General features: G+C 32.6%; 14 protein-coding genes. 8 read left to right on the forward strand and 6 right to left on the reverse strand.

Annotation, left to right across the window (positions count from 1 at the left end):
- Positions 1-510: 510 nt before the first annotated feature.
- The 4 genes from V1503_RS20465 to V1503_RS20480 all read left to right on the forward strand — a co-directional run bounded on the left by V1503_RS20465 (position 511) and on the right by V1503_RS20480 (position 3,741).
- A protein-coding gene (locus tag V1503_RS20465; RefSeq protein WP_410624147.1) for an IS3 family transposase occupies positions 511-1,631 on the forward strand; the annotation gives its coding sequence in 2 pieces (ribosomal slippage) (positions 511-760 and positions 760-1,631; 1,122 coding nt in all).
- A 177-nt stretch (positions 1,632-1,808) separates the two neighbouring features.
- Positions 1,809-2,321, forward strand: coding sequence for a DUF4275 family protein (locus tag V1503_RS20470; protein ID WP_410628966.1), 513 nt, complete (start codon positions 1,809-1,811; stop codon positions 2,319-2,321).
- Between the two features lie 262 nt (positions 2,322-2,583).
- On the forward strand, positions 2,584-3,018 hold the full coding sequence (locus V1503_RS20475) for an S-Ena type endospore appendage (RefSeq protein WP_410628739.1): 435 nt from the start codon (positions 2,584-2,586) through the stop codon (positions 3,016-3,018).
- Positions 3,019-3,240: 222 nt separating this feature from the next.
- Positions 3,241-3,741 (forward strand): DinB family protein, encoded by a 501-nt coding sequence (locus V1503_RS20480; protein WP_410628967.1) that lies wholly within the window; start codon positions 3,241-3,243, stop codon positions 3,739-3,741.
- 84 nt (positions 3,742-3,825) lie between these two features.
- Here the strand turns inward: V1503_RS20480 and V1503_RS20485 are convergent, their stop codons facing one another.
- Positions 3,826-4,824, reverse strand: a complete 999-nt coding sequence (locus tag V1503_RS20485; protein WP_410628968.1) for a hypothetical protein — start codon at positions 4,822-4,824, stop codon at positions 3,826-3,828.
- A gap of 89 nt (positions 4,825-4,913) precedes the next feature.
- On the reverse strand, positions 4,914-5,117 hold the full coding sequence (locus V1503_RS20490; protein ID WP_410628969.1) for a hypothetical protein: 204 nt from the start codon (positions 5,115-5,117) through the stop codon (positions 4,914-4,916).
- Positions 5,118-5,481: 364 nt separating this feature from the next.
- Here V1503_RS20490 and V1503_RS20495 point away from each other — a divergent pair, with 364 nt between their 5' ends.
- Positions 5,482-5,634, forward strand: a complete 153-nt coding sequence (locus tag V1503_RS20495) for a hypothetical protein (protein ID WP_410628970.1) — start codon at positions 5,482-5,484, stop codon at positions 5,632-5,634.
- A 380-nt stretch (positions 5,635-6,014) separates the two neighbouring features.
- A complete protein-coding gene (locus V1503_RS20500) occupies positions 6,015-6,473 on the forward strand; it encodes a hypothetical protein (RefSeq protein WP_410628971.1) in 459 nt (152 codons plus the stop codon).
- Positions 6,474-6,776: 303 nt separating this feature from the next.
- On the opposite strand, the gene V1503_RS20505 is transcribed toward V1503_RS20500, so the two are convergent.
- The 4 genes from V1503_RS20505 to V1503_RS20520 all read right to left on the reverse strand — a co-directional run bounded on the left by V1503_RS20505 (position 6,777) and on the right by V1503_RS20520 (position 10,644).
- Positions 6,777-6,917: a hypothetical protein gene (locus V1503_RS20505; protein ID WP_410628972.1), complete on the reverse strand. Its 141-nt coding sequence runs from the start codon at positions 6,915-6,917 to the stop codon at positions 6,777-6,779.
- Between the two features lie 302 nt (positions 6,918-7,219).
- Entirely contained in the window at positions 7,220-8,272 is a 1,053-nt protein-coding gene (locus tag V1503_RS20510) for a beta-propeller fold lactonase family protein (protein WP_410628973.1), read from the reverse strand.
- 437 nt (positions 8,273-8,709) lie between these two features.
- On the reverse strand, positions 8,710-9,831 hold the full coding sequence (locus V1503_RS20515; protein WP_410628974.1) for a cytochrome D1 domain-containing protein: 1,122 nt from the start codon (positions 9,829-9,831) through the stop codon (positions 8,710-8,712).
- 243 nt (positions 9,832-10,074) lie between these two features.
- Complete coding sequence (locus tag V1503_RS20520) at positions 10,075-10,644, reverse strand: cytochrome D1 domain-containing protein (protein WP_410628975.1); 570 nt, start codon at positions 10,642-10,644, stop codon at positions 10,075-10,077.
- A 665-nt stretch (positions 10,645-11,309) separates the two neighbouring features.
- Between V1503_RS20520 and V1503_RS20525 the strand changes: the two genes are divergently transcribed.
- A complete protein-coding gene (locus tag V1503_RS20525) occupies positions 11,310-12,131 on the forward strand; it encodes a GNAT family N-acetyltransferase (protein ID WP_410628976.1) in 822 nt (273 codons plus the stop codon).
- A gap of 18 nt (positions 12,132-12,149) precedes the next feature.
- Positions 12,150-12,293, forward strand: coding sequence for a hypothetical protein (locus V1503_RS20530; protein WP_410628977.1), 144 nt, complete (start codon positions 12,150-12,152; stop codon positions 12,291-12,293).
- The last annotated feature ends 177 nt before the right edge of the window (positions 12,294-12,470 follow it).

The following is a 12,470-nucleotide window of genomic DNA, read 5'->3' on the forward strand; positions in this document are numbered from 1 at the left end:
TGTAGATTACTGAACCTTCTTATTCAACAATATGGCGCAAGAAGGTAGTAAAGGCTATTTTGACTACCTTAAGGATAGTTATCTATTATGTAAACAGATGTGATAGTAAGGTGAGTAAGAGTTGAATTTGTATTTTTCCCCATTTTCATCGAAATCCATTATCAGCTGCTGAATATTAATCCACAACAATACTACATATTATAGTAAAAGAGATTATCTGAAAAAGGGAAGTGGATAATAAAAGTACATTCTAACATGTTGATATATATTTCTTTACACATGATAAGAGGTTGTCCAAATATCAGATTTATTGGACAACCTCTTAAGTTTTTTTCTTGAAAATTGAATCCATCTAAGGTCTTAGTATTAGTAGAAATCGTGGGTTGGAATATAAAACACCTATTGTACTTTACGTTTTTTATTAAATAATGGATCGGCTACACTTAGTTAGACAGAAATTTTAAGGTCAAGTAGAATGAACTTACTATATGAATGATGAGGAGAATCTACATGACAAAAAGATCACGCCGTACGTTTACCGAAGAATTCAAGCAACAAATAGTACAGCTTTATGAAAATGGAAAGCCACGGAAAGAAATTATCCGAGAATACGACTTAACACCTTCCTCTCTTGATAAATGGATTAATCAATTTAAAAATTCCGGGTCATTCAAAGAGAAGGACAACCTAACTCCTGAACAAAAGGAACTGCAAGAATTACGTAAGCGAAACAAGCAATTAGAAATGGAAAATGATATTTTAAAGCAAGCCGCGCTGATACTAGGACAAAAGTAAATGTGATTAAGCAAAACAAACACAAATACTCGATATCAGCAATGTGCCAAGTCCTACAACTCCCAAGAAGCACTTTTTATTATGAAGCAAAACAGCGAACTCATGAGGATGATATCACGTCACATATTGTTCGAATCTTTCATGAGAGTCGACAGAATTACGGGACACGCAAAATTAAACATGAACTTATAAAGCTTGGGAAAGCTGTTTCTAGAAGGCGCATTGGTAGAGTCATGAAAGAACAAGGACTGGTTTCTAAATATACTGTCGCACAGTTTAAACCCCATTCAGAAAAGCCAAATGAGGACCACTATTCCAATGAACTAAACCGTAAATTCACGCGGAACGAAGCGTTATCCGTTGTCGTAAGCGATTTAACATATGTAAGGGTTGATAAAAAATGGCATTACATATGTGTATTTGTTGATCTCTTTAACCGAGAAATTATTGGATATAGTACGGGATCCAATAAGGATGCGTTGCTTGTTTATCGTGCCTTCGCTTCAATAAAGGAAGACCTTCATCATATCCAATTGTTTCATACTGATAGAGGAAACGAATTCAAAAATAAGTTAATTGATGAAGCTTTAAAAACGTTCTCTATTAAACGCTCCTTAAGCATGAAGGGATGCCCCTATGATAATGCCGTTGCAGAAGCTACATTTAAAATTATTAAGACAGAATTTGTCAAAGGGAGGCAGTATGAAAGTTTAGAAGAATTAACACGAGAATTCCATGACTACGTACATTGGTTTAACCATATTCGTATTCATAGCACACTGGGTTATGCAAGTCCTATTGAGTACAAAAATAAACACCTTAAGAAAATCGTCTAGTTAGGTGTTGACAGTCCAAAGGCTATTTGGACTATGTTATGGATAGTTAGTTACCTATTAAGTAAACACGGGTGATATTGTATTAACTAGTGAACTAAATTAGATAAGGGGAAATGACTATGCTTGAACACGTTTTTCCAACTAGTTTGAATTACATTAATTTTAAGTAGGTGACGTATGAATAATTTTAGGCAACGATTGCATGAAATGATTGATGAACTACCTAATGTGGAAGTTTTCAACTTGTTAAGTTATGTTTCATTTATAAAAGGTAGATATGATTTCATTCATTTTTTAAAAAAAGATGGTATTGTTGTTAAGGATCATGGAAATGCTCAATCTTTACGAATAGATTGGGAAGTAAAGTTCACGAACTCTGTAAGTGAATCAATGAAACATGATATCCATTTCAATGAATTTTTATGGCATGTCTTTAGCAATAAACTGTTATCTTGTTTAGAAGGAAAAGAGGCAATGGAGGCGTTTGATGAAATTGAGAAAGATAGTTGCTGTGTTTTTTATCAAAGTCATGACTTTGCATGGAAGTTGGAATGTGCAAATATTTTAAAAGCAAAGGATTTTATGAATGAACAAGATATTTATGTAGTTGATTCCAATTATAAGTGGACTTATGTAAACACACATGAGCGGGAGTTTGGTCCTTATTTTTACCAACAATCTAAAATATAGAAAATGATTTCATGGTTCGGCATGGAGCTTATGAATCATAATGATTAATGAGTCATATAGTTCAAATACTTCATGACAATATTATTCAGCAATATGGCGCAAGAGGCGAGTAAAGACTATCTGAAATTTCCCTATTAAGGAAACACAAGTGATATTGAGGTTACTATGGGCTAAAAATAGCCCTTTTTTTTTTGTTTGCCTAATCACTAACAAGTGTACAGACATAAAATGTTTTAAAATGTATTGAAAAAGGAGTGAAATAATGAGCACATATAAAGCTACACCATGTTGTGGTAAAAGTGTTACCAAAGAAACATCTGCTTGTTGTGATTGCCCTGTTATTACTGGGACATTACGCGGTACGTATGATCTAGACTGTGGTCAAACAACGACAATTTTTAGCACAAATACTAGTTCTGCTATTAACGGAACTATTGAGGTAGATCGCTCCTCTTTATGTGGAGTGAATGTGATTATTACCGCAAATGGCATGGATACCATTCTAAATATCCCCCCATCAAATAATAACAATCAGGCAAACAGTCACAGTCTCAACTTTAATATGGTAACTAGTATAAAGATTATGTGTACTGGTGCATCAGGAGACAGTTGTTTAGGAGATTATGAATTTATAATTACAGAAAGATGTATAACGACTATCCCTGTATCAAATAATATAACCCAGAATATTAGATAAAGAAGCAAGCATTTAATGTTGTAGAGAACTCTCTAGTAGTAGATTTTTAGAACTTGTTATGAAACATAATAGAAATTATGTTTAGCTCCGGTTTTTCTGTATTGAAAAATTGGAGCTTTTACATTTTAATTAGGAACAGTTTTAAATAAGTTATTTGTGAAGGAAATAATAATGTAATAGAGAATGTTTAATTTAGAACTTTTTGTAAAAGGAGGATTTCAAATGTATCGTAGATTAAATGATTTTTTAATATCCTGGGAATTCGAGGCTAAAGCAACAAGCAAAATTCTACAAAATCTCAATGATGAATCATTAAATTTTGAGGTTGCTCCACAGCATTGGACTTTAGGACGTATAGCCTGGCATACTGTTACTTCTATTAAGGTTATTAGTTCGCAGGGAGATTTGAATTTTGAAGCTCCTAGTGAAGATTGGTCCGTCCCTTCTTCTGTTGATACTATAGTTGAGAGTTATGATCAATCTTCTAATGCATTTGTTGAGGCTTTGAAGGCTCAATGGACAGATGAGAGTCTTTTGGATCAAATTGATTTCTTTGGTCAAAAAATGCCTAAGGGGTCTCTTTTATTATTTTTGAATCAGCATCAGACACATCACCGAGGACAAATTATTATTCTTATGAGGCAAGCAGGGCTAAGTGTTCCAGGTATTTACGGCCCTTCTAAAGAAGAATGGGCGCTTATGGGGATGGATGCACCAAAATAATAGTAGTTTAGTAAACACAATGATTATTGAGTCGAATAGTTCCAGTTTTTCTGAAATGAAAAGCTGGAACTATTGTTTACTTTTTTAAGAATATATATTAATTGGATCTTCATTTTTCTTAGTCCAAATTTTTTGGATTTTTTTCGATTTTAGATCGAAGAAATAAATTGATGTATTATTATTCTCGATATTATCAGCTATAAAATAAAAGACAGAATTATTTGAGTTGAACAGAGGTTCCCTAATATTTTTTAATTGACCTGGATCTTCTAATAAGATTTCGGTTTTTTTGCTATTCCTATTATAAGTAGCAATTTTCGATGAAGATTCAAGCCGATCTTTGTAATTAAATAAAATAGTTTCTCCATTTGGGGATAATGATGCACTTCTAACAAACTTCTTAATTTCTATTTCATGTTTTTCTAAAGATCCATTTTGACTGTAGATAGAAAATTTATAAGTTGGTGGATCAGGGGTAACATTATTTTCGTTTGCATAAGAGATATTTTCGAATTCTTCTTTTATCGATTTAGAAATTACTAATACTTTGTTAATTGTGGGGTTAAAGTCAAAGTCTACTACAGAAGTATCAGTATCTTTTTTATCCCACACATCAATTTTTGCAGTATTTATATTATATGTTGCAACATGAAAGTTACGATCATTTTTACCGACTAAGACTCTCATATAAATGATGTTATGTGTTTTATCTATTTGTAAAAAGTCTACATAATTTAAATTATTTGCGAGTTTTTTAACGCTATCATTTTTTATGTTTTTCACTAATAACTGCCGTGTACCATCCTCTACTACTCCTGAATAGTACATATTATGGCTTTCTTCATTAAATGCAGAAGTAGGATAATCGTCTAATTCTTTTTCAAACAATAGCTTTACCTTATTAGACTCCAAATTTAATTGATATATTCTGTGTAGTGAATTCTTATATGAAGAATTTATGTATAATGAGTCATTTTCTGAAACATTAAAAACAGATTGTTGTTTTTGTGGTAAGAAGGCTAGATAAGCTGCAAACAATAAAATTATTATAAATACCATAATTACTAATAAACTTTTTCTCATTTTTGTTTCACCTCTGAAAAAAATAAATCAACCTCATCTTTATTTTTTGCAAAAAAATCCTTTTCTAAAGTGAGGTTGATGTGTTTTATTTAGTAATCTATTGTCCCAGGGAAAGATCCGGCTTCGATACTTCCTCCCATTTCTTTATACATTGATCTTTGTATATCTAATATTACTGGATCAGAAAAACTACCCCAATCCCATTTGTAGAGCGTTTTTGAATTTGCTACAATACCAATAGGTATCGTTGCAATTACTTTATGCGTTTTCACATCAATCACCGTCGTCGTCAAATAAAGCCACCTCTTTTCAATACTTGTTATAATAAAGATATGGAAAAATAGATTGATTAATTCTCAAGCTATGAAACACAAGTGATATTATGTATCATCTCTTCCACCATACTGATAAACACTATAATGAACTAAAGCAATAGAGCATTTCCATAGATAAGTACATTAACAGTAGGGGATAACGGTAAATGAATAGAATATGTTAGCGTATAATGTACAAAAGGTTAAATTTCTTGAGTATATTTACTTGAAAACACAATTGGTCGGCCCAATAGATTTTTAGTACTAATATCACTATTATAAAGACTATTTTTTAGAAGACATAATAGAAATTTTGTTGATCTTATAAATGGAGGATATAATCATGAAAAAATTTTTACTAGGTTTAATAGTAGGAACTGTTGTACTATTTTTTGTATTTATGTTGATGACTGTTTCAGTTGGTACAAAAGTAGAAACTGAAGAAGGCTCAAGTGTTGATTATACAACAACTGAGTATTATTACATATGGAATTAATAAACTTAATGATTAATGAGTCTAGAAGCTTATTAGGCTAACGACTTTTCTGAATCTGTTGTTCCACAATATGGCGCATATCTGAAATATAGATATGTGCCATTATTCATTTTAGGGCCATATTGTGAAATAACAAGTATTTTTGATTAATAGTTTATTAGGTTAAATTGCTGGTGAATTTAACAGACTTAATTAGGGTGTTTCCATTATAGTAAAAAATGATAAAATCCCATCTCTAAGACCATATAGATAAACTCTTGACTAATTTTTACTTATAAGATTTATTTTGTATTGTGTTTACTACTACGTATGGGCAATTCCACAATCTCTAATTGTAAGTTCGCATAAAATAATTTATCAACTCAAAGGAGACTAAAAACTTGAATAAATGTAAATGTAGTGAAAATAATTCTTTTGGTAATTTCCACCAAGACCAAACAATTACTTTAGATCTTGGAAGCCCTATACCATTTAATAAACAGGGGGAAATTAATAATGTATTCTTAGCTAATTCAGATACTATTAGTATCGTTAATAAAGGTATTTATTCAGTTACTTATGTAGTGACTTATTTGCAACCAAGTGTAGGGCTTTCTGAACCAGTTATATCATTATTTGTAAATGGAGCCGAAAATCAGGGAACAAAATTTGGGGTAGTAAGTAATAATTTGGGTGCAGTAGATGATATGTGTCTTCAAATTACGGGATTATCCATTATTAGTTTGTCAAGTGGTTCAAAACTACAATTAAGAATTGATAGTGTGGATGAGTTTACACAGGGAACTATTTGTGGGGTTACTACAAACAGTGCGGCTATTAATTTGATTCAGATAAATTAACATGATTAGTGTTAGGAAACAAAAGAGTAATTGTAGAGAATAAAAAAATTCCTCCATACTCAAAAGCGGAAGGAGAGTACAGAGGAGTTGCCATAATTCTTCCTGTTTTACGTAAAAGGAGGATACAGGAAGAGAGTGATAATTATGGTGTACTTCTATGTTATGTAAGATTCTTACTTAAGTTTGTTTTGATGTGCTAGGACAGATAAATCATTTTTATAAGACTTAATAAGCATTGTGAATCCTAATTCTAACAATAAAAAAACACCTCTATCAATTAATGTAAGGTGCTGATAATAGTTACTATTTTTCATTTATTTTATCTAAAATTCTTTCAATCTTTTTACTTGTATTAGATTCATCTATACCATTTTTAACAGCGGCTTTGACAGCATAATAAATTGCGAAAACAGAAATAGCCCAAACAATAAGTACTGTTTCCAATGTAATCACTCCTGTATATAATTTCAAAAAAATCATCACAAGTATTATTTTAAACCAAAAAATGTAAGTAGTGAAGTAAACAAAATAGCAATTCAGTTAATTAAAGAAGGGAAGATTTTCTTGAAAAATGAAAAAGAGTTAGGGAAGAACAAATGAACTAATAGAAGCTTATGAAAAAGGCTCTATCTCTAATATTTATGCCTTTAAAAAATTAATTGAAGAATATTTAAGACAAGAGTACTAATGGACTTAAAATGATAGTTTTGTTTAATGAAAAATAGCTTAAGTTATACTGCAATAAATTAACTGATTCTTTCTAAAATATAAGCTAATTTTCCGTCTGGAGAAATAGATACTGTACCGGAACTAATCGGATTGGAAATAGTAGCAATAACTGAATGTGTCTTTAAATCAATTACCGTCGTAGTAGATGGATTTTGGTCATCACCTTCATTTACTACGTATGCAATTTTCCCATCGTGTGTAATTGTAATATCAACCGGATTAACTCCCACACGAACAGCAGCAATAACGAATTGAGTTTTTATATTTATTACAGACAGAGCCCCCAGATCATCTATATCTACGCCAATAACATATACCAAATCACCATTAGGAGATATGGCCAAGTTAGACGGAGTGTTGATCACAGGTATAGTAGCAATAACTGAATAAGTTTTAGTATCAATGACAGAAATAACGTCAAAAGTTACAACATAGATTAATTTACCATTTGGGGTAATGGAAATAGATGAAGGACTAGTACTAACTGCTACAGTACCAATCACAAATTGTGTTTTTACATCAATGATAGAAACAGATGGTGAACCAATGTTTACAACATAAACATACTTACCATCAGGGGAAATTATAATGTTAAATGGTCTGACTCCAACAGGAATAGTGGCACTACAGCTATAAGTTTTGGTATCAATAACGGAAACAGTATTATCTTCAGCGTTTGAGATAAAAACATGTTTTCCGTCAGGTGTTATTGCTGCAAACCTAGGATCACGTCCAACAGGTACAGTAGCAATAACAGAATAAGTTTTAGTATCTATTACCGATATGAAAGAAGGGATCAAAGGGTCTTCTCTGTTTACAACATAAGCAAATTTACCATCCGGAGATAAAGTGACGAAAAATGGGTTAACTCCAACAGGAACAGTAGCAACTACTGAATGGGTCGATGTATTGGTGGCGCTAATACTATTACCTCCAAAATTTACTACTAGAACATCCTTACCATTTGCAGAAACAACTAGTCCTTCTCCTAAGGGATCTAAGCTTGTGTTACCAACAGGAACAGTTGTAATTATACTATGAGTTTTCACATCAATGATAGTCGTCGTCATATACAAACCACCTCTTCAAATTGGTAATTAATACAATTGTATGTGGGAGTTAACGTATTAATACAAGTGGAGAATTTTGATTTTACGATTAACAATGATGCTGTTTTAGTAAACAAAAGATAGATTGTGTTTGATAGGGGGATGTTCAGAAGAAAAAAATGAGAAATTTATTAAACTCAATGTACAGCATGTTACATTCACCTAATGTTACTCAACAATATGGCGCAAGAATATAGTTAAGGCTATCCCGACTCCCAAAGGATAAAAACACCACACTGTATTTTTTTGTATAAGGTATATAACATTGCGCTAGTCAGTAAATTAATTTAAGAAACATAATGATTATTGAGTCGATTAGTTCCAGTTCTTCAGAAATGAAAAATTGGAACTAATATTATCTTACATAATGAGAAATCTATTTTAAGGTATATCATAGTTTAGCACTCATTACCCCCATTAGGTGTGATAGACAAAGCAGTTGGGTTCTCTCCGACAGGCACCGTGGCAATTAGCTGATGAGTTTTCACATCTATGCAAGATACTATCCCATTATTTGGGGAAGACCGAGTATTTACGACATAAGCCAATTTACCATCGGGCGTGAAGGCTACAGCCATTGAGTTCTCTCCGACAGGCAGCGTGGTAATCACCTGATGAGTTTTCACATCTATGACTGACACAGTCCCGTTATTTGGGAAAAATCCATTATTTACGACATAAGCCAGTTTGCTATCGGGCGTAAAGGACACATCAAGTGAGTCCTCTCCAACTGGTACCGTAGCAATTAGCTGATGAGTTTTCACATCTATAACAGAAACAGTCCCGTTATTTGGAAAAAATCCGGAATTTAAGACATAAGCCAATTTACCATCGGACGTGAATGACACATCACGTGAAAACTCTCCGACAGGTACCGTAGCAATCACCTGATGAGTTTTCACATCTATGACAGACACACTCCCGTTATTTGGGAAAAATCCATTATTTACGACATAAGCCAATTTGCTATCGGGCGTGAATGACACATCACGTGAGTCCTCTCCGACTGGTACCGTAGCAATCACCTGATGAGTTTTCACATCTATGACAGAAACAGTCCCGTTATTTGGAAAAATTCTGGTATTTAAGACATAAGCCAACTTACCATCGGACGTGAAGGACACAGCAAGTGAGTCCTCTTCCACAGGTACCGTGGCAATCACCTGATGAGTTTTCACATCTATGACAGACACACTCCCGTTATTTTGGGAAAACCCATTATTTAAGACATAAGCCAATTTGCCATCGGGTGTAAAGGATAAAGTACGTGAGTCATCTCTCACTGGTACCGTAGCAATCACCTGATGAGTTTTCACATCTATAACAGAAACAGTCCCATTATTTGGGGGAAACAGATTATTTAAGACATAAGCCAATTTACCATTGGGTGTGAAGGATATAGCAAATGAGTTCTGTCCAACAGGAACGGTGGCAATCACCTGATGAGTTTTTACATCTATGACAGAAACAGTCCCGTTATTTGATCCAAATCCATTATTTACGACATAAGCCGTTACCATAAGAAGCACCTCATATATCAGTTTTATTACTTTAATATATGAACGGTTGTTTGAACATGCACCACTATATTTATTGGTGAGGTTCTTATCAAAAGCGTGTATAAGATTGTATACCATATTCAAAAATAGTTTACATAATGACCACTATAGGAACCAATATATTAGATCCAGTTCTTCAGAAATGAAAAATTGGAACTAATATTATCTTACATAATGAGAAACAATTTTGTGGTATGTCATAGCTTAGCATCCATTACCTCCATTAGGTGTGAAGGCCACATCACGTGACTCCTCTCCCACAGGTACCGTAGCAATCACCTGATGAGTTTTCACATCTATGACAGAAACAGTCCCATTATTTGAAAAAAATCCAAAATTTACGATATAGACCAATTTGCCATTGGGAGTGAAGGATAAAGTACGTGAGTCCTCTCCCACCGGCACCGTAGCAATCACCTGATGAGTTTTCACATCTATGACAGAAACAGTTCCGTTATTTGGAAAAACCTCTTCGTTTACGACATAAGCCAATTTGCCATCGGGCGTGAAGGACACAGCCAATGACGCCTCTCCCACCGGCACCGTAGCAATCACCTGATGAGTTTTCACATCTATGACAGAAACAGTCCCGTTATTTGGACCAAATCCATTATTTAAGACATAAGCCAATTTGCCATCGGGCGTGAAAGACACAGCACTTGATTCCTCTCCCACAGGTACCGTAGTAATCACCTGATGAGTTTTCACATCTATGACTGAAACCGTCCCGTTATTTGGGGGAATTCCATTATTTACGACATAAGCCAGTACCATAAGAATCACCATCTTTATTTGATTTATTACCTTAATATATGAACGGTTGTTTGAATATGCAATACTATATTTGTTGGTGAGGTTCTTATCAAAAGCGTGTATAAGATTGTATACTATATTCAAAACTAGTTTACATAATAGCAACTTTAGGAATCGACATGCTTTTGTAAATGTTGATATAACAGTATTTTCTAGAACTGAAATTTAATCGAATATACATGTTTTATACATTGTTGAATTATAAAGGTTTTGAAGAGAGGTAATTTAATTATTTCCCGATTTCTTATATAAAAAGTTGTTTTTGCAACATGAGCTTTTAGTAAACACAAGTTGAGTTCTGTTTACTAAATAATCATCCGATAATGTTATTCAACAATATGGCGCTTTTCAGAAATGTTACTGAAAAGCATCCTTCTTTTTCTTGTAAGCAATATTGTTTAACCAGGCTATTTTAGTAATTGGCTACATGCACATGAAATTATTTAAACATTCTATATAGTAAAGTGAATTGAAATAACACTGACTGGCTTGTAAATTCAGTCAACGTTATTGTGTAAAAAACTATTATACTTATTCTATATATATATTTAAAAAGGAAATACAGATAAAATAAAATAGGATACTTTATTTACAGGTGAATTGTTATTAAAAAAAGAGGTAGGAAAATGATATATGAATTGAATAAAATACAATTCTCTAACGTAAACGATTTATTAACGAGTGAATTAGTTAATATTGAAATAAAAGGAGTAGTTCAGGGGTATAACCCGGGATGTGTTTTTGTTGATAATATATTGAATCCAACTACTGCTATGGTGTGGTCAAAATCTATTGCTGGATTCTATTTTATTGGGAATGAGAACAATATAAGGTTTAATAAGAGCATAAACGAATATATTGATTCAAATATCGCACCCAGGACAAGAGAGTTAGGGTTAAATCATTTTGAATTTAGTGGCACAAGCCCAAAGTGGGGTATAGCATTTAAAAGTATATTTAAGAAACGGAACCTTGTTCAGTCTAAACAACTTACCTATAAGTATAAATGTAAAGAAGATTCTGTTCTTGAAAATCTTAAAATGCAAGATAAATTTGAAATGGTAAAAATAAATCATCAATTATTTCATAGAAAGATTAATAATATAGATTTTGTTAAATCAATAATATTAGATTGGTGGAGCTCATTAGAGGACTTCATCCATCATGGTGTAGGATATTGCATGATGGATGGTGAATTAATTGTTTCTTGTTGTATATCAAGTTGTGTAACCCATGATTCAATGGGCTCACACACACTAACCGTAGAGGAGTATAGAAAAAATGGTCTTGCAAAAATACTAATTAACGAATTTCTAGAGCACTGTAGAGATCATAAACTCGAAGCTTATTGGGACTGTATGGATGAAAATCTTGGATCTCGTATGTTAGCAGAAAGCTGTGGTTATAAGAAGGAATTTGAGTATAATTTATATAGTTTTAAAATATGAATATAGGGGGTTTCATAGATGATAAAAATGTTAGCTAGAGATTATCATGAAATCTCTAAGTTATTAAATCACATTAAATATCCAGAAGTTATTTCTGTTATAGAAGCCAATAATCCAGGAGCCATATTTGTGGATGAAATTGATAAACCGAACACAGAATAACAAGTTTTTTTTGATTAATCATTATTGGTTATAAATTGTAAGGAGATCCTTAATTCAAGACTGACTTTATTAGCTTGCTGAGACTATATAAAAAATAAACAAATCCTATCTCTGTAATAGGATGGAGTTTTTAAAGATCTATTCATAGGATAAGAGCCAAAACTATTAATCCAAACA

It is taken from the genome of Nanhaiella sioensis, assembly GCF_046557775.1.
GTDB classification, from domain to species: domain Bacteria; phylum Bacillota; class Bacilli; order Bacillales; family SM2101; genus Nanhaiella; species Nanhaiella sioensis.

Coding starts and splice junctions, on each gene's coding strand:
- V1503_RS20480 (WP_410628967.1), top strand. CDS start 3,241: ATGTATCGTAGATTAAATGATTTTTTAATATCCTGGGAATTCGAGGCT.
- V1503_RS20485 (WP_410628968.1), bottom strand. CDS start 4,824: ATGAGAAAAAGTTTATTAGTAATTATGGTATTTATAATAATTTTATTG.
- V1503_RS20530 (WP_410628977.1), top strand. CDS start 12,150: ATGATAAAAATGTTAGCTAGAGATTATCATGAAATCTCTAAGTTATTA.
- V1503_RS20470 (WP_410628966.1), top strand. CDS start 1,809: ATGAATAATTTTAGGCAACGATTGCATGAAATGATTGATGAACTACCT.
- V1503_RS20510 (WP_410628973.1), bottom strand. CDS start 8,272: ATGACGACGACTATCATTGATGTGAAAACTCATAGTATAATTACAACT.
- V1503_RS20475 (WP_410628739.1), top strand. CDS start 2,584: ATGAGCACATATAAAGCTACACCATGTTGTGGTAAAAGTGTTACCAAA.
- V1503_RS20515 (WP_410628974.1), bottom strand. CDS start 9,831: ATGGTAACGGCTTATGTCGTAAATAATGGATTTGGATCAAATAACGGG.
- V1503_RS20525 (WP_410628976.1), top strand. CDS start 11,310: ATGATATATGAATTGAATAAAATACAATTCTCTAACGTAAACGATTTA.
- V1503_RS20520 (WP_410628975.1), bottom strand. CDS start 10,644: ATGGTACTGGCTTATGTCGTAAATAATGGAATTCCCCCAAATAACGGG.
- V1503_RS20495 (WP_410628970.1), top strand. CDS start 5,482: ATGAAAAAATTTTTACTAGGTTTAATAGTAGGAACTGTTGTACTATTT.